Origin of the sequence: Psychrobacillus sp. NPDC096623 (assembly GCF_044762655.1) — a bacterium.
Taxonomy (GTDB): Bacteria; Bacillota; Bacilli; order Bacillales_A; family Planococcaceae; genus Psychrobacillus.
In genome coordinates, this window is record NZ_JBIWER010000003.1 from 158,473 (window position 1) to 182,701 (window position 24,229).

The 24,229-nt window shown below is 36.7% G+C and carries 26 protein-coding genes; 2 read left to right on the plus strand and 24 right to left on the minus strand.

All coding sequences use genetic code 11. The annotated features are described in order from the left end of the window. Window positions 1-132: 132 nt before the first annotated feature. The 14 genes from rpsU to gpr all read right to left on the minus strand — a co-directional run bounded on the left by rpsU (window position 133) and on the right by gpr (window position 14,515). Window positions 133-306: a 30S ribosomal protein S21 gene (rpsU, locus tag ACIQX2_RS10290; protein WP_016426884.1), complete on the minus strand. Its 174-nt coding sequence runs from the start codon at window positions 304-306 to the stop codon at window positions 133-135. A 115-nt stretch (window positions 307-421) separates the two neighbouring features. Next, window positions 422-1,093: a deoxyribose-phosphate aldolase gene (deoC, locus tag ACIQX2_RS10295; RefSeq protein WP_402849618.1), complete on the minus strand. Its 672-nt coding sequence runs from the start codon at window positions 1,091-1,093 to the stop codon at window positions 422-424. A 124-nt stretch (window positions 1,094-1,217) separates the two neighbouring features. Next, entirely contained in the window at window positions 1,218-1,376 is a 159-nt protein-coding gene (locus ACIQX2_RS10300) for a hypothetical protein (protein WP_402849620.1), read from the minus strand. Window positions 1,377-1,458: 82 nt separating this feature from the next. Further along, complete coding sequence (gene mtaB / locus ACIQX2_RS10305) at window positions 1,459-2,799, minus strand: tRNA (N(6)-L-threonylcarbamoyladenosine(37)-C(2))-methylthiotransferase MtaB (protein WP_402849622.1); 1,341 nt, start codon at window positions 2,797-2,799, stop codon at window positions 1,459-1,461. Window positions 2,800-2,814: 15 nt separating this feature from the next. Next, window positions 2,815-3,555 (minus strand): 16S rRNA (uracil(1498)-N(3))-methyltransferase, encoded by a 741-nt coding sequence (locus ACIQX2_RS10310; RefSeq protein WP_402849625.1) that lies wholly within the window; start codon window positions 3,553-3,555, stop codon window positions 2,815-2,817. A gap of 11 nt (window positions 3,556-3,566) precedes the next feature. After that, on the minus strand, window positions 3,567-4,511 hold the full coding sequence (gene prmA / locus ACIQX2_RS10315; RefSeq protein WP_402849628.1) for a 50S ribosomal protein L11 methyltransferase: 945 nt from the start codon (window positions 4,509-4,511) through the stop codon (window positions 3,567-3,569). Between the two features lie 13 nt (window positions 4,512-4,524). Continuing rightward, window positions 4,525-5,646 carry a molecular chaperone DnaJ gene (dnaJ, locus tag ACIQX2_RS10320; RefSeq protein WP_402849630.1) on the minus strand — a complete coding sequence of 374 codons (1,122 nt, stop codon included), beginning with the start codon at window positions 5,644-5,646 and terminating at the stop codon, window positions 4,525-4,527. Between the two features lie 158 nt (window positions 5,647-5,804). Continuing rightward, the gene (gene dnaK, locus ACIQX2_RS10325) at window positions 5,805-7,631 is read right to left on the minus strand and encodes a molecular chaperone DnaK (RefSeq protein WP_402849633.1); all 1,827 of its coding nucleotides are present in this window, start codon (window positions 7,629-7,631) and stop codon (window positions 5,805-5,807) included. 39 nt (window positions 7,632-7,670) lie between these two features. Continuing rightward, window positions 7,671-8,213: a nucleotide exchange factor GrpE gene (gene grpE / locus ACIQX2_RS10330; RefSeq protein WP_402849636.1), complete on the minus strand. Its 543-nt coding sequence runs from the start codon at window positions 8,211-8,213 to the stop codon at window positions 7,671-7,673. A gap of 15 nt (window positions 8,214-8,228) precedes the next feature. Further along, complete coding sequence (gene hrcA / locus ACIQX2_RS10335) at window positions 8,229-9,266, minus strand: heat-inducible transcriptional repressor HrcA (protein WP_402849639.1); 1,038 nt, start codon at window positions 9,264-9,266, stop codon at window positions 8,229-8,231. Window positions 9,267-9,361: 95 nt separating this feature from the next. Beyond that, the gene (hemW, locus tag ACIQX2_RS10340; protein ID WP_402849642.1) at window positions 9,362-10,495 is read right to left on the minus strand and encodes a radical SAM family heme chaperone HemW; all 1,134 of its coding nucleotides are present in this window, start codon (window positions 10,493-10,495) and stop codon (window positions 9,362-9,364) included. A gap of 63 nt (window positions 10,496-10,558) precedes the next feature. Continuing rightward, the gene (gene lepA / locus ACIQX2_RS10345; RefSeq protein WP_402849645.1) at window positions 10,559-12,388 is read right to left on the minus strand and encodes a translation elongation factor 4; all 1,830 of its coding nucleotides are present in this window, start codon (window positions 12,386-12,388) and stop codon (window positions 10,559-10,561) included. Between the two features lie 237 nt (window positions 12,389-12,625). Beyond that, on the minus strand, window positions 12,626-13,444 hold the full coding sequence (spoIIP, locus tag ACIQX2_RS10350; RefSeq protein ID WP_402849648.1) for a stage II sporulation protein P: 819 nt from the start codon (window positions 13,442-13,444) through the stop codon (window positions 12,626-12,628). 54 nt (window positions 13,445-13,498) lie between these two features. Further along, window positions 13,499-14,515 (minus strand): GPR endopeptidase, encoded by a 1,017-nt coding sequence (gpr, locus tag ACIQX2_RS10355; RefSeq protein ID WP_402849651.1) that lies wholly within the window; start codon window positions 14,513-14,515, stop codon window positions 13,499-13,501. A 148-nt stretch (window positions 14,516-14,663) separates the two neighbouring features. On the opposite strand from gpr, the gene rpsT reads away from it, so the two are divergent. Beyond that, a complete protein-coding gene (gene rpsT, locus ACIQX2_RS10360) occupies window positions 14,664-14,912 on the plus strand; it encodes a 30S ribosomal protein S20 (RefSeq protein WP_093060596.1) in 249 nt (82 codons plus the stop codon). A gap of 93 nt (window positions 14,913-15,005) precedes the next feature. Here rpsT and holA read toward each other — a convergent pair whose 3' ends face one another. Continuing rightward, complete coding sequence (gene holA, locus ACIQX2_RS10365; RefSeq protein WP_402849656.1) at window positions 15,006-16,010, minus strand: DNA polymerase III subunit delta; 1,005 nt, start codon at window positions 16,008-16,010, stop codon at window positions 15,006-15,008. Window positions 16,011-16,293: 283 nt separating this feature from the next. Between holA and ACIQX2_RS10370 the strand changes: the two genes are divergently transcribed. Beyond that, the gene (locus ACIQX2_RS10370; protein WP_093060594.1) at window positions 16,294-16,428 is read left to right on the plus strand and encodes a YqzM family protein; all 135 of its coding nucleotides are present in this window, start codon (window positions 16,294-16,296) and stop codon (window positions 16,426-16,428) included. A gap of 58 nt (window positions 16,429-16,486) precedes the next feature. On the opposite strand, the gene ACIQX2_RS10375 is transcribed toward ACIQX2_RS10370, so the two are convergent. The 9 genes from ACIQX2_RS10375 to aroE all read right to left on the minus strand — a co-directional run bounded on the left by ACIQX2_RS10375 (window position 16,487) and on the right by aroE (window position 24,220). Beyond that, a complete protein-coding gene (locus tag ACIQX2_RS10375) occupies window positions 16,487-18,391 on the minus strand; it encodes a DNA internalization-related competence protein ComEC/Rec2 (protein WP_402849661.1) in 1,905 nt (634 codons plus the stop codon). Window positions 18,392-18,750: 359 nt separating this feature from the next. Next, on the minus strand, window positions 18,751-19,332 hold the full coding sequence (locus ACIQX2_RS10380; protein WP_402849663.1) for a ComE operon protein 2: 582 nt from the start codon (window positions 19,330-19,332) through the stop codon (window positions 18,751-18,753). A gap of 70 nt (window positions 19,333-19,402) precedes the next feature. Then, complete coding sequence (locus tag ACIQX2_RS10385) at window positions 19,403-20,020, minus strand: helix-hairpin-helix domain-containing protein (RefSeq protein ID WP_402849666.1); 618 nt, start codon at window positions 20,018-20,020, stop codon at window positions 19,403-19,405. A gap of 865 nt (window positions 20,021-20,885) precedes the next feature. After that, complete coding sequence (locus ACIQX2_RS10390) at window positions 20,886-21,620, minus strand: class I SAM-dependent DNA methyltransferase (RefSeq protein WP_402849669.1); 735 nt, start codon at window positions 21,618-21,620, stop codon at window positions 20,886-20,888. Further along, window positions 21,620-21,967, minus strand: coding sequence for a ribosome silencing factor (rsfS, locus tag ACIQX2_RS10395; RefSeq protein WP_402849672.1), 348 nt, complete (start codon window positions 21,965-21,967; stop codon window positions 21,620-21,622). The genes ACIQX2_RS10390 and rsfS overlap by 1 nt, the downstream gene beginning before the upstream one ends. Next, window positions 21,964-22,539, minus strand: a complete 576-nt coding sequence (yqeK, locus tag ACIQX2_RS10400; RefSeq protein ID WP_402849675.1) for a bis(5'-nucleosyl)-tetraphosphatase (symmetrical) YqeK — start codon at window positions 22,537-22,539, stop codon at window positions 21,964-21,966. The genes rsfS and yqeK overlap by 4 nt, the downstream gene beginning before the upstream one ends. Continuing rightward, on the minus strand, window positions 22,529-23,101 hold the full coding sequence (locus ACIQX2_RS10405; protein ID WP_402849677.1) for a nicotinate-nucleotide adenylyltransferase: 573 nt from the start codon (window positions 23,099-23,101) through the stop codon (window positions 22,529-22,531). Before ACIQX2_RS10405 ends, yqeK begins: the two co-directional genes overlap by 11 nt. After that, complete coding sequence (gene yhbY / locus ACIQX2_RS10410) at window positions 23,098-23,403, minus strand: ribosome assembly RNA-binding protein YhbY (RefSeq protein WP_093060587.1); 306 nt, start codon at window positions 23,401-23,403, stop codon at window positions 23,098-23,100. The genes ACIQX2_RS10405 and yhbY overlap by 4 nt, the downstream gene beginning before the upstream one ends. Then, entirely contained in the window at window positions 23,390-24,220 is an 831-nt protein-coding gene (gene aroE / locus ACIQX2_RS10415; protein ID WP_402849681.1) for a shikimate dehydrogenase, read from the minus strand. Before aroE ends, yhbY begins: the two co-directional genes overlap by 14 nt. Window positions 24,221-24,229 lie beyond the last annotated feature (9 nt).

Genomic DNA, 24,229 nt, shown 5'->3' on the forward strand with positions numbered 1-24,229 from the left:
AGTACGTGTTTTGAACGCAGGGATAATTGGGATAAAGTACCACTTACGTTAACGTGCAGCTTCTGATTTCTTTTTACGTTTCCGCTCAGGTTTTAGAAACCATAGCATCGAAGCATTGTAAATTTAAATTTATTAGAATTTACGTTTACGGGCAGCTTCAGATTTCTTTTTACGCTTTACGCTTGGTTTTTCATAAAACTCGCGCTTTCTTACCTCTTGAATTGTACCACTTTTAGATACAGTACGTTTGAAGCGGCGAAGAGCATCTTCAAGCGATTCGTTTTTACGAACGACAGTTTTTGACATCTCTTTTTCCCTCCCTCCGAACACACGTCAAGCACATAACCTAGTGCTATGTACTAAAAAATTATACCGTATTGTAAAGACTTGGTCAATACTTTAAGATAAATTTTAACTTTAATTAGTAACTAGAGTTACTTTCCAAGCCTTTTACAATTTCTACTCCAGAACTAGCACCAATTCTTGTAGCGCCAGCTTCTACCATTGCTTCAACATCAGCAAGGTTTCGAACTCCTCCAGATGCTTTCACTCCTAGGTTTGGTCCAACAGCTTCACGCATTAATTTTACTGCTTCCACTGTCGCTCCACCTGTTGAGAAACCAGTAGAAGTTTTTACAAAGTCTGCACCAGCAGCTTTTGATAACTCACTTGCCTTAATAATTTCTTCATCTGTTAATAGACAAGTTTCTAAAATAACTTTAACAATTGCTTTATCTTTTGCTGCAGTTACTACTGCTTCGATATCTTTTTGTACTAAGTTATAATCTTGGTCTTTCAATGCACCAACGTTTAATACCATATCAATTTCATCTGCACCGTTTTCAATCGCATTTGTAGTTTCAAATGCTTTAACAGCTGTTGTACTTGCGCCTAAAGGGAATCCAATTACAGTACAAACCTTCACTGGACTTTCTTTTAGTAGAGATGCACTTAGGTTTACCCATGTAGGATTTACACACACCGATGCAAAGGTATACGTTTTTGCTTCCTCACATAGTTTTTCGATTTGGTTTTTAGTAGCGTCTTGTTTTAGTAATGTATGATCTATTAATGCTGCAATATTTTCAGTCATTTGTTATTCCCCTTTCAAGATGTACGTACCTCTTAATAATACCCATAATGAGTGGTAATGCGCAAGTGCCTTGCTTTTATTAGTTATCAAAAATTAAGTTTCATTTACTTTTCCGCAAAAAGATTTATTCCGAACTATTTATTTTCTCAAAAATTTGTTGTAGAAACTTTGTTTGATACTTTAGCTGCCCTACAATAGTAACCATAAACCAGATGATAAAAACGACAGGAACGAAATAAAATAAGAAAAGTAAACCTGGTAATAATGTCGTTAAAGCTTCCAATATAAAACCACCTATTTATTCTATCTATTCATGTCTATCTTATACAAAAAACCGGTGACATTTTAATCACCGGTTTTAATCTTTATACTAATTCTTCAATTTCGTCTAATACCCGCACGAATTTTCCTTCATTGTATGGATAGCCAGCTTTTGTAATTTTCACGCGGACTAACTTTCCGATTAATTCTTCAGAACCTGGGATGACAACCTTTAAGTAATTGTCCGTGTAGCCTTCCACCATATTAGCTGCTGAATCTAGTTTATAGGCTTCCTCCGGGATAATCTCAAGTACTTCTCCCTCAAATCTCGAAGAATACTCAACTGCTAGCTGATCATTTAATGTGATCAAACGATGTACCCGTTCATTCTTTACATCTTCGTCTACTTGGTCTTCCATTCTTGCTGCAGGTGTTCCCGTACGTTTTGAGTATGGGAATACATGTAGCTCGGAGAATTTTTGGTCACGTATAAAGTTGAACGTTTCCATAAATTCTTCCTCTGTTTCCCCTGGGAAGCCAACAATAACATCCGATGTAATAGCCAGATCAGGCAAAGCTATTCTTAAACGGTCTAATCGATTCGCAAAAAACTCCATTGTGTATTTTCTACGCATTCTTTTCAAAACAGTATCTGAACCAGATTGAATCGGAATATGGAGATGTCTCACGACAATTTTAGAGTCCCTTAGAACATCGATTACTTCGTCTGATAATTGGCTTGCTTCAATTGAGCTAATACGAAGTCGTTTTAATCCCTTAACGTTGTTTTCAATATCTCTTAATAATTGTGCTAGATTATAATCCTTTAGATCTTCTCCGTACCCACCTGTGTGGATACCTGTAAGAACTATTTCCATATAACCAGCATCTACTAATTGCTGAGCCTGCCTAACAACCTCTTCTGGATCTCTCGAGCGCATTAGACCACGAGCCCAAGGGATGATACAGAAAGTACAGAAATTATTACAGCCTTCTTGGATTTTCAAGGATGCACGAGTTCTATCAGTAAATGAAGGCACGTCTAATTCTTCATACACTCGATTTTTCATAATATTGCCCACAGCATTAATTGGTTTACGTTCTTTTTTATATTGTTGAATATAATCCAACATTTTAGTACGTTCTTGCGTACCAACTACGATATCTACTCCTGGTATTGCCATAATTTCTGCAGGTGAGGTTTGTGCGTAACAACCAGTTACACAAATAACAGCATCTGGATTTTGACGAATAGCACGACGAATTACTTGACGACTCTTTTTGTCTCCTGTATTCGTTACTGTGCATGTATTTATAACATATACATCTGATTGTTTTTCAAATTCTGTACGACTATATCCATTTTCTTTGAATAATTGCCATATAGCTTCTGTTTCATAGTGATTTACTTTACAACCTAACGTATGGAATGCAACGGATGACAAGTTCTCACACCTCTTTCATTCATATTCATAAGAAATTGCTGACAGCGCATATAACGGTGCAGTTTCAGTTCGAAGAATTCTAGGTCCTAGCGCAATTGTCTGAAAATCATTTTCTAATAATAGCTTTATCTCGGCTCGATCTAGTCCACCTTCAGGACCAAATACGATCAGTATCGATTGTTTATCATACACTTTTTTTAATTGTTCAGCAAACTTTTGTCTTTCCTGAATCTTCGCATCCTCTTCATCCGCAACATATTTTACGTCGAATGATTTAGATACGTCTATAAGCTCTTTTAAAGAGATAGGATTATGTATTTCTGGAATATGAGAACGATGAGATTGCTCAGCGGCTTCTTTAGCAATTTTTTGTAGCCTAGCAACTTTTTTGTCGTTTTTAGACTTATCCCATTTGACGATGGATCTTTTTGCTGCAAAAGGAAATAATTCGTACATTCCAAGTTCTGTTGCCTTTTGAGTGATCAATTCGAGCTTGTCACCTTTTGGAAGTCCGCAAACAAGTGATACATTAATAGGCATTTCATTGGTTTTGGTATGAGTTGCTTTTTTTGATAAAAGTACAGCCTTTGAATTACCTTCTATAATTTCCATCGTGTATGTTTGGTTATTTGCCACAACAAAAACTTGATCACCTGGTGACATGCGCATCACTTGAATCATATGATGCGCATCGTCTCCGGTAATTGTCATTGTATTATTTTCACTTATAGGTTCATTTGTAAAATAACGTTGCATGACAATCTCCTTTATTTAACAGGTTTTTTAGAAATGATTGTTACCCAATCTTCCATCATCATAACTTCTTCGATTTCAAATCCTGCTTGTAGCAAAGATTCTCTTACATCTTCTTTTTTCGTTGCAATGATTCCAGAAGTGATGAAAAATCCACCCTCTTTTACAATCGAGAATGCATCGTCTGTAAAAGTCATGATTATTTCTGCTAATATATTCGCTATAACAATGTCAGCCTGTTCATTCACATTATCTAGAAGATTGCCATGTGTTACTTGCACAATATCGTTTACTTTGTTTAATGCAATATTTTCTATAGCAGATTTCACTGCTACTTCATCTAAATCTAGGGCATGAATTTTAGAAGCACCTAGTTTCGCAGCACCAATAGAGAGTACTCCAGAACCAGTACCTACATCGATAACACTCGAAGCGGGTTGCACTGTTTTTTCAAGTGCTTGTAAACACATGACGGTTGTTGGATGGGTTCCAGTCCCAAATGCCATTCCTGGATCAAGCTCGATAATCAATTCATCTGTATTTACTCGTTCATAGTCTTCCCAAGTTGGCACAATAGTAAAGCGATTGGAGATTTTAACCGGGTGGTAATACTTTTTCCAAGCAGTCGCCCAATCCTCTTCGTCAACCTGTTGGACTGTTACAACGTTATGTCCTAGGTCTATATTGAATTTTGTTAAATTGTTGATAGCAAGTTTGATCTCTTCCACTGTTTCTAATAAAAAACTGGTTTCTGCTAAATAAGCTTTTACGCGTACGCCATCTACTGGAAAATCATCTGGGTTTAAACTATAAATTTCACCAAACACATCTTCTCGTTCTCTTTCTAATTCATCGGAGTCTTCGATAACTACACCACTTGCACCAGCTTCATGCAAAATATTACTTACCGCTTCAACCGCTTCATTTGTAGTATGGATGGATAGTTCAGACCATTTCACTTGCACCAACTCCTTATTCGCCTTTTAATGTCTTTTTGATCTTATCAAATAATGAACTACCTTGCTCTTCAGGAATATCCCCACTGATTTCGGCAAATTCACGTAGTAATTGTTTTTGTTTTTCTGTTAACTTTTTCGGAGTAATTACTTTAACAATGACATGTTGATCTCCAATTCCATACCCATGTACGTTTTTAATCCCTTTTCCTTTTAAGCGGAAATTCGCTTGAGATTGAGTTCCTGCTGGAATTTTAAGTTTTACTTTACCTTGTACTGTTGGGACTTCAATTTCGTCTCCAAGTGCTGCTTGAGCGTATGTTAGTGGTAACTCATAATAGATATCATCGCCATCTCGCTCAAAACGTGGATCTGCTTTGACACGGAACACAATATATAAATCTCCAGCTGGACCACCGTTTACACCCGGTTCTCCTTGACCACTAACCCGTAGTTGTTGACCATCATCAACACCCGCTGGAATTGTAACCTTAATTTTTTTGCGTTTATTAACTGTTCCTTTACCATGACAAGTTGCACATTTATCTTTAATAATTTTACCTGTACCTTGACAGTGATTACATGCACGTTTTGTTTGTACACGACCGAATGGTGTATCCTGCGTCACATTTACTTGACCATGTCCATTACAGTGCGAACATTTTTCTGGCTGTGTACCTGGTTTTGCACCTGAACCCGAACAAGTTTCACAGTTTTCTTCTTTAGATATTTCTATTTCTTTTTCCTTACCAAACACAGCTTCTTCAAACTCAATAGTCATCGAATATTGAAGATCATTTCCTTTTCGTGGAGCGTTCGGATCACGTCGTCTAGAACCACCACCACCAAAGAATGAGCTAAAGATGTCTTCAAAGCCAAATCCATCTGCACTACCGCCGAAACCGTCAAATCCTTGGTTAGGACCCGCATGACCAAATTGGTCATATGATGAACGTTTTTGCTCATCACTTAATATTTCATAAGCCTCGGAAATTTCTTTAAATTTATCCTCTGCTCCTGCTTCTTTGTTAATGTCAGGGTGATATTGTTTTGAAAGCTTACGATATGCTTTTTTTATCTCGTCTTGAGTTGCGCTCTTAGATACACCAAGAACCTCATAATAATCACGTTTATTCATCTTTCACTCTCCTGCTCTGTTAACTTGCACATAGGAATAATTGTACCATGTAAAAAATCCTAATAGCAAAACTTTGAAAATTAAAACATCCAATTCAGTAAGAAAAGCCAAAGCCGGAACCGGTCTTTGACTTTTTGCTTACCGAGACTTCAACAATCTTACTTGTCTTTATCGTCGTTTACTTCTTCAAATTCTGCATCTACTACACCATCATCCGATGGACCAGCTTGGTCTGCATTAGCTGCAGCATCCGCTTGTGCTTGTTCATACAACTTCATTGTAAGCTGTTGTACAATTTCATTTAACTTATCTTTTTTCGTTTTGATGTCTTCTAAGTTTCCAGCTTCTAAAGCAGCTTTTAACTCTTCTTTTGCATCTTCAGCAGATTTTTTCTCTTCTTCAGACACTTTATCTTCTAAATCTTTTAATGTTTTTTCAGTCATAAATACTAATTGATCCGCTTCGTTTTTCACTTCAGCTTCTTCTTTGCGCACTTTATCCGCTTCTGCATTAGCTTCTGCTTCTTTTACCATACGCTCGATTTCTTCGTCGGAAAGTGAAGAGTTCGATTGGATCGTAATATTTTGTTCTTTTTGTGTACCTAAATCTTTCGCTTTAACATTTACGATACCATTTTTATCGATATCAAATGTAACTTCAATTTGTGGAACACCACGTGGTGCTGGTGGAATATCCGCTAATTGGAAACGTCCTAGTGTTTTGTTGTCCGCAGACATTGGGCGTTCACCTTGAAGTACATGAATGTCTACTGCAGGTTGGTTATCTGCTGCAGTGGAGAACGTTTGTGATTTTGAAGTAGGGATTGTTGTATTACGTTCTATTAGTTTAGTAAATACGCCACCCATTGTTTCGATACCTAGAGAAAGTGGTGTTACGTCAAGAAGAACAACATCTTTAACATCACCAGTTAAAACTCCACCTTGAACAGCAGCACCCATAGCTACTACTTCATCAGGGTTTACACCTTTATGTGGTTCTTTTCCAGTTTCTTTTTTAATAGCATCTTGTACAGCAGGAATACGTGTAGATCCACCTACAAGAATTACTTTATCAATTTGAGATGATGATAGCCCAGCATCTTTTAATGCTTGACGAGTTGGTACCATTGTACGTTCAACTAATGAAGCAGTTAAATCGTCAAATTTTGCACGAGTCATTGTTACTTCTAAGTGAAGTGGTCCAGCTTCGCCTGCAGTGATGAACGGAAGCGAAATTTGAGTTGATGTTACACCCGACAAATCTTTTTTCGCTTTTTCAGCTGCATCTTTTAGGCGTTGAACAGCCATTTTATCTTTAGATAAGTCAATACCATTTTCTTTTTTGAATTCTTGTACTAGATAATCCATTAATACTTGGTCAAAGTCATCCCCACCAAGACGGTTATCACCAGCAGTTGCAAGTACTTCAAATACGCCATCTCCAAGTTCTAGGATAGACACGTCAAATGTACCGCCACCTAGATCATAAACTAGAATTTTTTCATCGTGATCCATTTTATCTAAACCGTATGCAAGTGCTGCTGCAGTTGGTTCGTTGATAATACGTTCTACTTCTAGACCAGCAATACGTCCAGCATCTTTCGTAGCTTGACGTTCTGCATCATTAAAGTAAGCAGGAACTGTGATTACTGCTTTCGTTACTTTTTCACCTAAGTATTCTTCTGCAAAACCTTTTAAGTATTGAAGAATCATTGCTGAAACTTCTTGTGGAGTGTAATCTTTTCCTTCAGCTGATACTTTTTCGTTTGTACCCATTAAACGCTTAACAGAAGCAATTGTATTTGGGTTTGTAATAGATTGACGTTTCGCAACTTCCCCAACTTGTTTTTCACCATTTTTAAACGCTACAACAGATGGAGTTGTACGGTTACCTTCTGGATTCGGAATTACTTTTGGTTCTCCACCTTCTAATACAGATACACATGAGTTTGTTGTTCCTAAGTCAATACCAATAATTTTAGACATTTAGTTTTCCTCCTAATATATAACTAGTTATTCTATTATTCATTCATTTACTTTGACCATTGAAGGTCTTAATACACGGTCTTTTAACTTGTACCCTTTTTGCAACTCTTGAAGCACAATTCCAGATTCTTTTGAATCATCTTGCTCTTGCATTACTGCTTGGTGGAAGTTTGGATCGAATGCAACACCTTCAGCTTCGATTTGTTCCAATCCTTCTTTTTTAACTGCCTCTAGTAAAGTGCGGTAAACCATATCCACCCCTTTAACTAAAGAAGCTGCTTCCTCTGAAGTTGTTTCAACCGCAAGTGCACGTTCAAAATTATCAAGCACAGGAAGAATGTCCGTTAATACAGATTGAGCACGGTATTTAAAATCCGAAGCCTTATCAAGTTGAACGCGACGCTTATAATTTTCAAAGTCCGCTCTAAGTCGGATTAGCTTATCTTGCTCTTCGTCCAGTTGCTGTTTAGTTAGAGTTAGTTCATCCACTTCTTCTACAGCTTCCTCTGTCTGTTCAGGCTCTTCTTGGGTATTATCTTTTACTTCTTGCTCTTCTAAGTTTTCATCTTTAATCTCTTCCATTGTTTGCAACTCTCCTTATCCATAATGCCCATGTAATATTCTTGATAATTCCTTAGACAAATCACTACTCATAACATCCAATAATGACACGACTCTTCGGTAATCCATCCGGGTTGGACCAATAATAGCGATTGAACCCATCTGCTCTTCACTGATGCCATAAGATGCCGTAATAACACTACATCCTTCCATGGCAAGATCATTGTTTTCTGAGCCGATTCGAATTTGGATGCCTTTTTTATCCATATGGAATATACCAGGAATTTGGTTTACATGATCCATCCAATTCATAATACTTCGTGCTTTTTCTACATCATTAAATTCCGGTTGGTTTAATATTTGCAGCTTACCACCATAATACACTTTGTCTTCATGCTCTATGGTCAATGCTTTGTTAAGAGATCCAAAGAGATTATTTAGACGACCGTTATTTTGCTGCAATACGGTCATAGTAACCGTTTCTAGCAATGCAGGTAGTTCATGCAAAAATACACCTACTAGACGTTCGTTGATCAAATTGACCATACGTTCGATATCAGATGCCTGAAAGTTTTCAGGTATAGAAAATACACGATTCTCTACATGACCACTGTCTGTAACGATTATCGCTACGGCAGAATCATTGGAGAGAGGGACGATTGAAAACCGTTTTACACGATGTTTTCTCACATCCAAGCCTAACATAATAGAGGTATAATTTGTTAGCTCCGATATTATTTCAGCGGATTTACGAATTATTTGCTCCGTTTCCAGCTTTCTTTCCTCAAAAATGGAACGAATTTGTTTAATCTCATTCTGCGAAATTCGTTGTGGAGTTAACATATTGTCGACATAATAACGGTAGCCCTTTTGCGAAGGCACGCGACCAGACGAAGTATGCGTTTTTTCTAAAAAGCCCATTTCTTCTAAATCTGCCATTTCATTTCGAATAGTAGCAGGGCTAAATGGTACTTCCTCCTTCTTCGAAAGCTGACGAGATCCAACTGGTAGAGCGGTATCGATAAAATCATCTACCGTTACTTGCAATATTAATAATTGCCTGTTTGTTAGCATGATTATCACCTCTGTTAGCACTCGTTCGAAGAGAGTGCTAATACTCATATAAAACTTATCAAATCTACAGAAAACTGTCAACGATTTCGCTTCATTTATTTCAGGAAATGTTGAAACACTTCATTTCCCATAAACCTTCCACGTGTAGTCAGCCTCACAAAATTATTTTCTATGACTATTAATTCCTTTTGAAGCAACTTATCTAGTTCTTTTCCGTACACATCACGAAGCGTAAGACTATATCTTCCCTCAAACTTCTCAAGAGATACGCCTTCATTCTTTCTTAACCCTAAAAACATTTCTTCTTCCATTTTCTCCATTTCTGTAACTTCTTTTTGCATCATTAGAGGCTTGTCCCCTAAATCGATGGTTTGCATATATTTTTTAAGTGGTCCGTGATTCGAATATCTTACACCGCCCGCATATCCATGTGCGCCCGCACCTAATCCTATATACTCGTCATTGTTCCAATACAGTAAATTATGCTTCGATTCTTTTCCTTCATACGCAAAGTTACTGATCTCGTATTGAGTATATCCGTGACTTTTCATTTCCTCTAAAAGGTAGCTGTACATCTCTGCCTCTAAATCTTCACCAGGAAGAGATAGTTTCCCTTTGGATAGAAGATTATAAAAAATTGTCTTCGGTTCTACTAATAAAGAATAGGCCGATATATGAGGGATTTTTAAGCGGAATGCTTCTTGCAAGGATGCTTTCCATTGTTCCATTGTTTGGTTAGGAAGACCATACATCAAATCAATGCTAATCGAAGGGAAATTAGTTTGTTTGGCATATCCGATCACTTCATAAACATGATCATTAGAATGCGTTCTACCTAATACTTTTAAAAGCTCCTGATCAAAGGTTTGCACACCCATACTTAAACGGTTTACACCAAATTCGCGCATCTTTTGCATTTTCTCGAGTGTCAGCTCGTCTGGATTAGCTTCGGATGTAAATTCTGTAACATGTTCCATTGGTATATGTTGATGAATTAATGATAACAATCGGTCCAATTGTTCTACAGTTAAGGAGGTAGGTGTACCTCCACCAATAAATATTGTTGTAATCTCTGCTTTTTCTAAATCACTTTGCCACAAAGCCATTTCTTTTCCAAGCGACTCAATATATTCATCCACTGGTTGGTTTTGAAAGAAAAATTTATTGAAATCACAGTAATTACAAATTTGATGACAGAAAGGAATATGTATATATACGCCTCGTACCATTTCTATCCCTACTTTCGTTTATAAATGAAAAAGGAGGATGCTAGTGCCTCCCCCTTCGTTTTATTATTTATTTGGCTCGTCCATTTTTAGAACAGCCATGAATGCTTCCTGTGGAACTTCCACAGAACCTACTTGTTTCATACGTTTTTTACCTTCTTTTTGCTTATCAAGAAGTTTACGCTTACGAGAAATATCTCCACCGTAACATTTAGCCAAAACGTTTTTACCGATTGACTTGATCGTGGATCTAGCAACAATTTTTTGCCCGATTGCTGCTTGCACGGGAACTTCAAATTGCTGTCTCGGTATTAACGCTTTTAGTTTTTCTACTATTAGCTTACCACGTTCGTAAGAGAAGTCGCGGTGAACGATAAAGCTAAGTGCATCGACTTTTTCACTGTTAAGCAGAATGTCCATTTTTACTAATTTAGATTCTTTATATCCGATTAAGTCATAATCGAAAGAAGCGTAACCTTTTGTACTTGATTTTAATGCATCAAAAAAGTCATACACGATTTCTGATAATGGAATTTCATAAATAATATTTACGCGAGCTTTTGATAAAAAGTCCATTGTAATAAAGTTCCCACGTTTACGCTGACAAAGCTCCATAACGGAACCAACGTAATCCTCAGGAACCATAATAGATGCTTTCACATATGGCTCTTCAATTGTTTCTACTTTTTGTGCATCCGGCATCATAGATGGATTATCCACTTTTAGGGTTTCTCCGTTTGTAAGTTTCACATCATAGATAACACTAGGTGCTGTCGTAATTAAATCAATTTTAAATTCTCGTTCAATACGCTCTTGAATTATCTCCATATGTAGTAGGCCTAAGAAACCACAGCGATATCCAAAACCTAAAGCTTGAGAAGTCTCAGGTTCAAATTCAAGTGCTGAGTCATTCAATTGTAATTTCTCTAAAGCATCACGTAAATCTACATATTTTGTATTATCGATTGGATACAATCCACAAAATACCATTGGATTCATTTTTCTATATCCAGCTAAAGGTTCTGTTGCAGGGTTTTCAGCTAATGTAATTGTATCACCGACACTTGAATCGCCTACATTTTTCATAGACGCTGTCAAGAAACCAACATCCCCAACAGTTAGTTCAGAGCGTTGTGTTGTTTTAGGAGTAAATACTCCCGTTTCTACTACTTCAAATTCTTTACCAGAAGACATCATTTTGATCGTATCGCCTGGTTTGACTGAACCTTCCATAATACGAATATAAACGATTACTCCTCGATAAGGGTCGAATAAGGAGTCAAATATTAATGCCTTTAATGGCGCATTTGGATCTCCTGTTGGAGCGGGTACTTTTTCTACAATCTGTTCAAGAATTTCTTCGATACCAATTCCTGCTTTTGCAGAAGCTAAAACCGCCTCGGATGCATCCAAACCGATGACTTCCTCTACTTCGCCTCTTACTCGTTCTGGATCAGCTGCTGGAAGATCAATTTTATTGATAACTGGAAGTATTTCTAGGTCATTATCTAAAGCCAAATACACATTTGCAAGTGTTTGAGCTTCAATACCTTGCGCTGCATCTACAACTAAAATAGCTCCTTCACACGCTGCTAAGCTTCGAGACACCTCATAGGTGAAATCGACATGCCCAGGAGTATCAATAAGATGGAAAATATACTCTTCACCGTCTTTTGCATTGTAAGTCAATTGGATAGCATTCAATTTAATTGTAATACCGCGTTCACGTTCAAGATCCATTGAGTCAAGAAGTTGATTTTTCATTTCACGTGAAGTTATTGTTTGTGTTTTTTCTAATATACGATCTGCAAGTGTCGATTTCCCATGGTCAATATGGGCAATAATCGAAAAATTACGTATTTTCTTCTGTCGTGCCAGTCTCTCATCATTATTCATACTTGTTCACTCCTAATTTAACTACTTGCATTATAACAGATAAAGGATTGTTTAAAAAATATTACTGTAACATTTTATGTACACTCTAAATCATTATATTTGATAAAAATAAAAATAAATAATTTTTTGCCAGAATTTAATCTTATCAAAGACCCGTACATAACACAATCTACGAGTATATTTTCATACTAAAAGAGATGAGGCATCTATCATTTGCTTCATCTCTTTTTGCTTTACTTATAGTGGTAGTTCTTGTTCATTTAACATATTGGATAACGCTTTTGCTAAAACAGCAATGGAGCGATTTAATTCTTGTTCATTATTCTCAATGCCACCTAGTTCTACATTAAGTAAGTTTTCGGAAAGGTCTTGATTGTAGACACCGTCTACTCCTTTACCTTCTCTTGGCAATATCCCTCTTGAAATCCCAGGTACTAATTTATTTAATTCGTTAGAAAGATTTTGTGCAAGCTGTTCATTCCATTTATAGTTGGGGTGCTCTCGGCCAATAACAAATATAAATTTAGCGTAACTTTCTTCACCACTTTTAAGCGTTGTCACATTTGCTTTAGCGGAATCTCTGTGAATATCTAAAATAATATCGTATTCTTTTTGACCAATTGCTTTTTGAACAAAAGGTCGTATTGAATGATACTGCTTCGCATCCCCAGTACTCTCAGGTCCCAAAATATCGGCTTCTAATTGATGTAATGCAAACTGAGCAGTTATCTGCTCTTGAAAGGACGTAATATTGTTTTCTGGATGGTACGTAGCAATTTTTTCACCTTTAGCCGCTAAAATAGGTTTATAAGCTTCTTGTGAATGGGTAAAATAGACAAATGCTTTTTTGGGTTCCAATATTTCAGAGACTGCTGTTTTTGTTTCTAACTGGGCGGCATAAACTACAGCCGAGCTTTCTTCTTTTGGAACTACTTCCTTTGTTTCTGTTTGTTGCTTTTGTTGCGGGAAAAGAGGCGTTTGGACGGTTGCAATAATAATTGGAGCTAAAAATAAAAGTAATAAAATGCTAACTACATTCTTTAAGGACTTAGCCATAATTTCCACTCTCCTCACACAATCGTATGAAGAGAGCAGCAATTTTAGAACGCTTTATCTAGTTGTAATCCAACTTTCTATCCCGTTGGAAAGAATATATGCATAGTGCTCAACCCAAGCATCCGTTTCTTTTGGAGTAACAAATAAGGATGGATTTTTACCAACAAAAACTTCCTCAAATAATTTTCTTTTTTCATCTGTTGGCCATGTAACCCATTCTCCAAAAACTGGTTGCAGTACAGATTTATCAATGTTCGATTTTTTACTAGAAACCATCGGCGTGACTGCTAATGCCGAGGAGGGGCTACCTTTTTCTTCAATCTTAGAAGCAATATAATGAATGACCTGCTCCATTGCATCCGCGTATAATACTGGTCCGTCTACAACCATTGGAATCCCGATTGCTGTTACGGGAACTCCATATACCTCTTCTGAGATTTCTTTTCGCTGGTTTCCTACTCCTGAGCCGGGATGTATCCCTGTATTAGTCAATTGAATTGTTTTGCATAGCCGTTCACTATTTCTAGCTGCCAAAGCATCTAAAACGATGATTAAATCCGGTTTATACGCATTGCTAATTGCTTGGACAAAATCACTTGTTTCAAAACCGGTTTGTCCTGTTACTCCTGGCGCATACATAACTACCTTTACTCGCTCTGCATTTTCGGTCAATGAAGAACCTTGTAAATATTCGATAGTCTTTGGACCAATGGCATCAGGTGTTATCGTTGCATTACCTAACCCAATGATTAAAATTTTGGATTCCTTCGATAGATTTAAATCATGATGCATCTCTCTTAGCTTTTCGATAAACGTTTTTTCTAAAGCTTTGAAACTATCCTCATCATCTGGACTCACCGTCAAATCTGTTAATGTAATATACTTACCTTTTTTCTTCCCTATTTTCTTTTCTCCCTCTTCATTCACTTCAATTGATGTAATCAGTACGGCGCCAGCACGTTTTTCCTCAAATGTAATCCCCTCGGAATTTTCAAGCTTGTTTTTTTCCTTGGCTGTACGATGCTTTACCATTTCATCCGATTCGTCTAACAAATCAGTTCTTCCCCACATATAATCACCTCAAAATTAGTGTGGTCGATGTGTCAAGTAAATATTCTTTGCATTTATATATTGCAATTTGTTTTTGTGTTTGTTAAAATAATGCTTGTTGTATTAGAAAGAAATGTATCATCTCAGACCTTATTAGGAGGTGAAAGGTATGCCAAACATTAAATCTGCTATTAAACGTGTTAAGACGAATGAGAGATTAAACACTCAAAACGCACAAGCAAAATCAGCAATGCGTACTGCTGTGAGAAAAGCTGATGCTGCTGCTCTTAATAACGACGAAAACGCAAAAGATCTTATTAAAACTGCTATTCAACAACTTGAAAAAGCAGCTTCAAAAGGATTAATTCATAAAAACGCAGCTTCTCGTAAGAAGTCTCAATTAATGAAAAAAGCGTAATAAATAAAAGACTGACCGATTTAATCGGTCAGTCTTTATTTTTTGTTTCAAAAATCTAATGGACAAGCATTTTGAATCAGATACAAAGCCTCGTTATTTTAACAAAAACATCTCTAAAATTCGATCTCGATTTATATTGAGTGTTTTTAACTGTAAGTCTACAGTCGCTAAGTCATTTAGGGTTTGCAACAGTTTTTGCTCATTATGAAGCATTGGGTGATCTATTAATAACTTTACTCGATAGGGATGAACCTTAAGCTGATTGGCAATTTGCTGTGCGTGGTAGCCTTTTTTCTTTAAATGGCTAACCTGCACCATCAATCTCACCTGTGTAGCTATTAATGCATTTAATTTCAATGGGTCTTCTTTTCGTTTCAATAAATCATGATAAATTTCAATTGCTTCACTTTTATTCCCCGAAAGATAAGCATTTCCTAATGTAAAAACGTCCTGTTCGAGTGTACGGACAAGCAATTTCTTAATCGTTTCTATTTCAATTTCTTGCTCTTCTCCAATAAAAGTTGCTATTTTAGCTAACTCTGTTTGCAGATGGACAAGATCAGTACCACCCAGTTCGATTAAGCAATCTATAGATTCATCAGACATCGTTTTCCCATGGGTAGAAAGCTCATGTAAAACCCATCCTTTTAGATCGTGAACTTGTAAACTTGCTGATTCAATTACATTAGCTGCATGTTTCATAGCCTTCGTAATCTTCTTGCGTTCATCCAGTTTCTCATACGGTGCTATAAAAACGGTAACCGCTGATGGTGAAGGAGATTTAAGCCACTCTTCTAGACTCACCGTATCATGAGCTATTTTTTCTTTTCCTTTTTCAGTTGCTTTTAAAAAGAAAGCATTTTTTGCTATTACTAGTTTCCTATCTGAAAAAAAAGGTATAGTATCTGCCTCATACATTACCTCGTCTACTTTACTGTCCTCCAGATCAAACATGATAACTTCTAATTCCCCTTGGTCACTTAATTGTCTTTTGATTCTTTTTAATGTTTCTTCTATAAAATATGCTTCACTGCCATATAATAAATATACAGATGAAATGTTATTTTTCGAAATTTGCATCCACTTTTCTGAAATCATGATAAGTGCTCCTTGCTAATTATAGTTATTTCATTATAACGTAAATACGTGGATAAAGTGAAACTTCCATCTGTGGGGTTTTCTTTATCCCACAGATGGTTAGTTGAACCAATCGGGGATTTACAGGCTGTTTATACCACCTATTTTTCCTAGGATAGGGTATTACAGCCTGTTAAATCGGGAGAAATTGTGACAAGATAGATCTAACTATAAAAAGAAAGGTTTGTATATAGATTTTTTATAGGCAATCCTTTATAATTAGGTGGAAATAGGAGGGGTAACAATGAATGAGTTTGAACAAAATGTCCAGTCGAAACGTAACGACGCGATCGACTCTGGTGTAGGTTTTGTAGTCTCCTTTGGTTTTTTTGCAATCATGTTTGTCATTGCAACTGTTATTGAGTTCGTATCTCGATAAAAAGAAACTTGAAAAGGGTTTTGCCTCGTGAAGGTAAAACCCTTTTCTCATTTTATAGCTATGGAATGGAAACAGATATATCTCCATTTTTGTTAATTTCCACCTCTACTGTCCCATCTGTCCCGGTCTGTAAATACGGTATACTCAAATTTTCTAAACGTTCGACCACATCTTTATGAGGATGACCATAACGATTTTCAAATCCTGCTTGGATGATTGCTACTCTCGGCTGAACTAATCTCAAAAACTGTTCGTTACTAGAAGTTTTACTACCATGATGACCTATCTTCAATAAATTCAAGTTTTGTATTGCCTGTGAATAATAATTTATTAAATCTAACTCGCCTTGTTCCTCTAAGTCTCCAATAAACAAACCATGAAAATCATTATTCCTCATTGATAGTACAAGTGAATCATTATTCCCTTCATATATTTCATCCATAGGATATAAATATTGAAATTGGAAGTAATCCGATAAGATAGTATCCCCAGCCTTCTTTTCAAAAACGGGAATATGTTGCTTTTCAATTTCCACCGACAAATCATCCATTACTTCCTTCTCAGCAGAACCAGGAGTAATATGAATTTCTTTTACTCTAACGCCTCTTATTACCTCTTCTGCACCTTCCATATGATCAGCATCTGCATGCGTAATAACAAGCGTATCAACCGTGTTAATGCCCTTTCCCTTTAAAAGAGGTAAAACAACTTGCCTGCCAATTTCATAAGGTTCATTAGTTTGTTTCCAACTTTCTTGATCGAACCTTAGTAAGCCACCTGTATCGATCATTATAACTTGTTTTCTAAAAGGCATTTCGATGAGTATACAATCACCCTGTCCAACATTTACAAACGTAATTTTTGTAGAGGAATCCGTATATGGAGCTAGCTGGATGCACCCAATTACAAATAAGAAAAGAACAGCACTTGAAAATAAGTTTTTTCTTCTTTCCACTGAAACAAACAAGATTAATACGCTTATATATGCAAGTAAGACAATCCAGATTTCTGGCTTCTTCGGATTCCACATTTGATATGGTAATGCCCCTAATTTCAAAATGAGTACATCAAGTAGATTTCGAACTGGTTCATACAATATTAACAAACTTCCTGACAGCGAAGGTAACAGAAACGTTAGCAGCAACAGTAATAGATTGATAGGTAGGATAATGAACGAAAATAACGGGACAAATATTAAATTTGCGAGAAACGAAGAGAAAGAAATCTCATAAAAATGATAGAGAAGAATAGGAAAGACGATAAGCTGACAAACGGCGGTAATGATAAAAGATTGGAGTAAATAGGATGTACTCGATTTCAGTAAAATAGAAGAATAAATGAGGGAGAATGCGGCTAAATAAGAGAGTTGGAAACCGATTTGGAATATAATCCAAGGAGTTATAAAAATAAATCCAATAATACTAAGAGAAAAAGCATCTTCCATCGCAATTTTCCTTTGAAAAAACATGGAGATTAATACAATCTCTGTTACAGAAACGGACCTCCATACAGAAGGTGCCCCTCCAGCAAGGCAGGCATATAACGGTAGCGCAAAAAGCAACAGCCAGTTTGCAGTCTCTCTCCTTACACCTAAACGAATCATCGTTTCGAAGATTAACCAAACGATTAAAGCTACGTGAAGCCCAGAAATAGCAAATAAATGCGTTATTCCAAGCGTCTGATAAGCGTTTTGCATCTCGGAGTGCATTTGCTCCCTACTCCCTATTAAAAGCGCCTCTGCTTCCGCTTGCAGTGACAATGGAAAGTGATTTTGGATATGTTGCATCATTTTAAAGCGCTGTCCTGCCATAAAGTTGGTAAGACCTTTCTTATATCCTACAAACTCAAATTGAGTAATCTGAAGTTGTCCGACAGCGCCATTACTCTTCAAATAATTATCCATATCAAATGCATACATATGTGAACTGGGTCTATTAGGTATTTCTTCCGTAAGAATATTCATAGTCAATCCCGCAAGCGAATGTTCATTGAATGTTCTCTTCTGTTGCTCACTTTCTAATTTTAGCTGGACATACCATTTATCCTTATTTTCCGATATCGCAAAACCACGTAGAGTACTTCCATTTATGCGGTATGTGTCTGTCCATGTAATTTTAGTGAAAATTGGCTCTAGTGAAGCAGAAGGTATTCTCTGCTCCGTATAAAAATAACAAACAATACCTAAGCATAAAGTAATCGCTATAAACGATATTGGAAGTTGTTTATATAAGAGTAGAAAAAATATTCCGGACAAGAAGAAAAGGAAAAGACTAGATTCATATGCAGCTATAACCCCTACTATAGCACTTAAAGCGATATATATTAGATTTCCATGGAAGTTGTTAATCCAAATAGTTCTGCCACCTTCATTTCGTATGTTGCCAATTCTTCGCTACTTGCTCCTTTTTCTCTTAGCTTTGAAATCAGTTCTGAATAAAGTGCAACTTTTTCATCACTTAAGAAATCTATCTTTCTTTCATCGAAGGGCACATGGATAACTTTGACCCCTGCTTTAGTTAATAATTCAATTGCATAGGCGTTATTCTTATAATCTTGAGCATAGTAGAGACGACTGATCCCGGATTGAATAATCGATTTTGTACATGGGAGACACGGAAAATGAGTTACATACAAATCTGCACCGCTCACTGTAATCCCGTATTTTGCACATTGTAAAAGAGCATTCATCTCTGCGTGTATCGTTCTCACACAATGATTATCTACGACATAGCATCCATGATCAATACAATGGTCACCACCTGAGATAGATCCATTATATCCTCCAGCCATAATTCGACGGTCACGAACAATCGTTGCACCAACTGCAAGACGTGTACATGTGCTTCTTAGTGCAAGTAAATGGCTTTGAGCCATGAAAAATTGATCCCAAGTTATTCTCTCCATATAACTACCCCCAAAATAAACATTTCTTTAAGTGTAGTAGTTTGTGCACGAAACTTCAATAATCCATTTGTTACTTAACAGAAATTAATGGTTCTAGCTTTTCAAACGTTTTTTGTCCAATACCACTGACTTTCATCAAATCCTGCTTTTCTTTAAAAGTGCCAGACTGCTCGCGATGTGTGATAATTGCCTCAGCTTTAGCTGCTCCAATACCTGGTAATGTAGTTAAAGCTGTTGCATCAGCATTGTTAATATTTACTAAAGATGACTGTGTCCCATTTGACTGTAAAGTTGCTTCTTCTACTTCTTCGCCTTCCTCGGGCACATAAATAACCATTTCATCTTTCACACGCTCAGCATGATTAATATGCTTAGAATTACTAGACACCAAATAACCACCAGCCATTTCAATCGCATTTAATACACGATCTCCTTCGGAAAGTCCATAAACTCCGGGCTTCGTGACAGCTCCTTTAACTTCAACTAACACAACGGGGTCCTCTTCATATTCAGTTGTTTCTTCTACTGTAAAATTTTCGTTTAATGGGATAGGTTGAATGGAATCAGCTTTGAGGGGTGCCGATTTTAAAAAGGATTGAATACTAACAAATAGTATTATTCCTATCACTACTATTGGGAATAGTAGCTTTTTCTTATATTTCTGGATGAACAATTGAATCAGAATCATCAGCCTCTTTCATAAGAGGTAAATTATATGGAGTTATGAAGACTATACTAAATTTATCTCTAGTTGGAAAGAGTTATTTAAAAAATAATAAAGATCAATAGATTTTAGCGGTAACCTATCGATCCAACTAAATTATGAAATACCGGGCAAAAGACGCCAAGTCCGTGAAGGTCTAAACCTGTTTCTATCGTTTTCGAAGGGCTTTGGACAGACGTATTGCTATATGATTACCGCCTGATTTTTTAAAGAGACTGGTCGTGACTGACGTCACGACCAGCCTCTTATTTCTCGGTAATCTTACGGCTTTTGACTGTCCGTCGCCCTCCTACAACTCTTAGAAACAAAATATTGCGTTTTTGGATAACTAGTGATAAGATACCTCTCTAATAATAGAGGAAGCTCACGAAGATAAAATTTCGTTCTCTCTTTCACTTCTTTATTTAGGGTACACTTACTATTTCTCTTTAATACCACTAGATACGAGAAAATCTACTTTCTTCATCTATCAAAGGAGATTAGCATTTCTAATAGAAAAATAATTACAAATAATTTTTCACTTTCTAAAATTTGTCCAAACTTATCATCTAAACGAGAAGCCATGCTTAATCTTAGTGTTGAGTAATACTCAGTTAATTGATTGGAGTGAAATGTGGCGACTCCAGCGGGATAAGCGAGAAAGTCGAGACCCCGGAGGGAAGAAGCGTAGCGCCTGACTGAAGAGGCTCGGCCTCGCCCGCGGAAAGCGTCCACATGTAACGGAGATCAGTAGTATTATTCATGCTTTAAAGTTCTATAAGCCAATGTTCATTCTGTATTTTTATACTTTCTTTAAATAAAAAAAAGAGTCAATCGAGGACTCTTTTTCTTATTTAACTGCATGGATAAACCATCTATCCACTTCTTCTATAGGCGTTCCAAAAATATCATCGTGGACGTTCACCGTAGAAAACCCAACCTTTTCAAGAAGACTTAAAAAAGTTTCTATTGGATACGTACGTTGATAGTGAGATTCTTCAAATCTTTCATAAAGACCAGATTCATCCCGAACAAAGAAAGTTATATCATGATAAATAGAATGCTCTTCTTCCCCTTCCTCCGTATGCCAAAGATAAGCTACTTGCTCATCTTCATACGTAAAAGGTCCATTCGGGTAAATTACATTCATTTTATAAAGTGAATGGACATCAAAAAACAATTGTCCTTTTGGATTTAAGGCTGCAAATAAACGTTTAAATGTCTGCTCAACTTCTTCTAAAGTTTCTAAATAATTTAGAGAATCTATAGCAATTACTGCTATGTCTATCTCATCTACACCTTCAAGATCTGCCATTGATTGACATATAAACGTGATATCCGTTCCATTTTCAAAGCTTCGGTTTTGAGCTACTGTAAGCATAGAATCTGATAAATCTACACCAATTACCTCATATCCTGCTTTAGCAAATTGGGTACTCAAAACTCCTGTCCCACAGCCAATATCGACTAATTTTTGGGGTTTATCTAATGGGGCGTTCTGTTGTACCCATTCCGCATATTTGTTATACGGAATATCGGACATTAATGAATCATAAATATAAGCAAATTGTTCATAAGAAGACATTAAGCATCTTGCCCGACTTGAATCATTGGAGCATCTCCCCAAAGTCTTTCTAAATTATAATAAGCACGTTCATCCTTATGGAATACATGCGCAACAACGTCACCCATATCAACTAAAATCCACCTAGCTTCATCAAAACCTTCTAATCGTTTTACATTGAACCCTGCCTTAAAGGCTTGGTCTTCTAGTTCTTTTGCAATTGCTTGAACCTGGCGATCCGAGTTCGCATGGCATATTAAAAAGTAGTCTGCAAGTAAAGATACTCCTTGCATATTTAATACTACAATATCCTCTGCTCTTTTATCGTCCGCTGCTTTATAAGCGATTTCTACTAATGAAGATGTCATTCGTTCACTGTTCCTCTCTGTTGTATCAAATCATTGTAACAATGAAATGAATCCGGGAATACCGGTTGTTTTTTTTCTATTAAAAATGAAACACTATGTTTTATACAACTGGTCATTGCATCTTCTAAATCAACCTTTGCTTTTTCGCGTAAAAGATCGACTCCTGAAAATTTCCGACCTGGCTCTATCATATCTGAGACATAAATTATTTTTTCTAACTTGGACATTCCAGCTCGACCCGTTGTATGAAATTCGATAGCATGTAATATATCCTGATCCGTAATTAGAAACTCAGTTTTCGCTACATAACTACCAACAGGAGCATGCCATAATTCTTGATTAAAATTCAATAATAATGGATTCATTTTTTCAGAAACGATAATAGATCTTAACCATTCCTTGTCGGCATACTTCACACTATCATGTAAAATCGCTGCAATTTCAGCCTTTTCAACATCTTCTCCATACTTCTTGGCCAACTCAATAGCTGTCGATGCCACACCTTTTGTATGGACAAAGCGCTTTTCTGGCATTCGACTTTTCATCTGCTCTAGTAAATGTTCATGTTTCATACAAACGCTCCTTTCGAATGAAATCTCGAACAGCATCAGTAATAAGAAACTGAGTAGTTTCGCCATTCGCTATTCGATTTCGAATGGTAGTAGAAGACAAATCGATCTGTGGTATAGATAATGTTATTATAGGATATGCAGTTTCAAGTGATTTATTTGGTCTTGGAACTCCTACTAAATGCACATTTTGCATAAGTTCATCAATTCGGTACCATTGGGGTAAATCCTCTACCTGATCGCCACCGATAATAAAATAGAATTCAGTGTCCGGTTCACGATGTCTTAAAAGCTCCATCGTATCAAAGGTATAGGATGTCCCACCTTGATCGATTTCAATCGTTTCTAGTTTCAACAAGGAAACGTCCTTAATAGACAATTCCACCATCGTAAGGCGTTGGCAAGCTGTAACTCTATTTTGAATTTCTTTATGTGGAGGGTTAGCATTTGGCATTAAACGTACTTCGTCTAATTTCAAAACGTGTAGTACTTCATTTGCAATGATCAAATGTCCAATATGCGGCGGGTTAAAGGTACCGCCTAAAATCCCTACTTTTTTTCTCATGCGCGACTCGCTTTTGGAAGCTCAATTCGTTTATTATTTTTGGATGGTTTGTACAATACTACTGTTAAACCAATCAATTGCACTAGCTCTGACTTTGTTCCTTTTGCAAGTGCCTCAGCTACTTCGTGCTTGTCGTCCTCGCAGTTTTGTAAAATACTAATTTTGATTAGTTCACGAACTTCCAGTGCTTCTCCGATTTGTTTAATCATAGCATCGTTAACGCCACCTTTACCAACTTGAAAAATCGGTGAAAGATTGTGTGCTTGACTACGTAAAAATCTTTTTTGTTTACCTGTTAACATAATTTCCTCCTATTTGCTCTATCAATTGTTGGATTATCTCCTCTGTATCGGGTTTAACTCCATTCCAATATGAAAAGGCCAATGCTCCCTGATGTACAAGCATTCCTATACCATTAACCGTTCGAACATTGTATTTCTTTGCTTCCTCTAAAAAAGGGGTAACTAAAGGATTATATACGATATCCGCAACAATTGCATTCACTTTTAAACGACTCAACTGAATTGGCAACGATGCGTCGTTATTTTTCATGCCGAGTGATGTCGTTTGTACAATAATGTCAAACTTGTTCAACTTATTTTCTGCTTCTTCCAGAGTCCATGCCTGTCCTGTCTTTAGTTCATCCACTAATACAATAGCCTTTTCTAACGTTCTATTTGCTATTGTTAGTTGTGTATAACCTTTTCTTTTGAACGCATGAGCTATACCGCGCGCAGCTCCTCCAGCTCCAATCAGCAATACGTTGTACTCAGGTAAAATGGGACCAAGAGATTCAATAAAACCTAATCCATCCGTATTATACCCAATATATTTATTGTTACTTGATTTCACTACTGTATTTACTGCCCCAATTCCTTTTGCAGAATCATCCACATCATCAAGAAATGGAATAATCTCCTCTTTAAAAGGAACTGTCACATTCCATCCACTACATCCTAAGAGCTTTAAAGATTCCACAGCTCGCTCTAACTGATTTTGCTCCACATGAATCGGAATATAACTTGCATCTATATCCAGCTGTTTTAACCATGTTTCGTGCATAGTAGGTGATAAGGAATGGGAAATTGGATTTCCTATCACAGCAAACCATTTTTTCAAACCTATCCC

Excerpts from the sequence above, each read along its gene's own strand:
- rpsU (WP_016426884.1), bottom strand. The coding sequence starts at position 306 with ATGTCAAAAACTGTCGTTCGTAAAAACGAATCGCTTGAAGATGCTCTT.
- deoC (WP_402849618.1), bottom strand. The coding sequence starts at position 1,093 with ATGACTGAAAATATTGCAGCATTAATAGATCATACATTACTAAAACAA.
- ACIQX2_RS10310 (WP_402849625.1), bottom strand. The coding sequence starts at position 3,555 with ATGCAACGTTATTTTACAAATGAACCTATAAGTGAAAATAATACAATG.
- dnaJ (WP_402849630.1), bottom strand. The coding sequence starts at position 5,646 with ATGAATAAACGTGATTATTATGAGGTTCTTGGTGTATCTAAGAGCGCA.
- dnaK (WP_402849633.1), bottom strand. The coding sequence starts at position 7,631 with ATGTCTAAAATTATTGGTATTGACTTAGGAACAACAAACTCATGTGTA.
- grpE (WP_402849636.1), bottom strand. The coding sequence starts at position 8,213 with ATGGAAGAGATTAAAGATGAAAACTTAGAAGAGCAAGAAGTAAAAGAT.
- hrcA (WP_402849639.1), bottom strand. The coding sequence starts at position 9,266 with ATGCTAACAAACAGGCAATTATTAATATTGCAAGTAACGGTAGATGAT.
- hemW (WP_402849642.1), bottom strand. The coding sequence starts at position 10,495 with ATGGTACGAGGCGTATATATACATATTCCTTTCTGTCATCAAATTTGT.
- lepA (WP_402849645.1), bottom strand. The coding sequence starts at position 12,388 with ATGAATAATGATGAGAGACTGGCACGACAGAAGAAAATACGTAATTTT.
- spoIIP (WP_402849648.1), bottom strand. The coding sequence starts at position 13,444 with ATGGCTAAGTCCTTAAAGAATGTAGTTAGCATTTTATTACTTTTATTT.
- gpr (WP_402849651.1), bottom strand. The coding sequence starts at position 14,515 with ATGTGGGGAAGAACTGATTTGTTAGACGAATCGGATGAAATGGTAAAG.
- rpsT (WP_093060596.1), top strand. The coding sequence starts at position 14,664 with ATGCCAAACATTAAATCTGCTATTAAACGTGTTAAGACGAATGAGAGA.
- holA (WP_402849656.1), bottom strand. The coding sequence starts at position 16,010 with ATGATTTCAGAAAAGTGGATGCAAATTTCGAAAAATAACATTTCATCT.
- ACIQX2_RS10370 (WP_093060594.1), top strand. The coding sequence starts at position 16,294 with ATGAATGAGTTTGAACAAAATGTCCAGTCGAAACGTAACGACGCGATC.
- ACIQX2_RS10375 (WP_402849661.1), bottom strand. The coding sequence starts at position 18,391 with ATGAATATTCTTACGGAAGAAATACCTAATAGACCCAGTTCACATATG.
- ACIQX2_RS10380 (WP_402849663.1), bottom strand. The coding sequence starts at position 19,332 with ATGGAGAGAATAACTTGGGATCAATTTTTCATGGCTCAAAGCCATTTA.
- ACIQX2_RS10385 (WP_402849666.1), bottom strand. The coding sequence starts at position 20,020 with ATGATTCTGATTCAATTGTTCATCCAGAAATATAAGAAAAAGCTACTA.
- ACIQX2_RS10390 (WP_402849669.1), bottom strand. The coding sequence starts at position 21,620 with ATGTCTTCTTATGAACAATTTGCTTATATTTATGATTCATTAATGTCC.
- rsfS (WP_402849672.1), bottom strand. The coding sequence starts at position 21,967 with ATGACATCTTCATTAGTAGAAATCGCTTATAAAGCAGCGGACGATAAA.
- yqeK (WP_402849675.1), bottom strand. The coding sequence starts at position 22,539 with ATGAAACATGAACATTTACTAGAGCAGATGAAAAGTCGAATGCCAGAA.
- ACIQX2_RS10405 (WP_402849677.1), bottom strand. The coding sequence starts at position 23,101 with ATGAGAAAAAAAGTAGGGATTTTAGGCGGTACCTTTAACCCGCCGCAT.
- yhbY (WP_093060587.1), bottom strand. The coding sequence starts at position 23,403 with ATGTTAACAGGTAAACAAAAAAGATTTTTACGTAGTCAAGCACACAAT.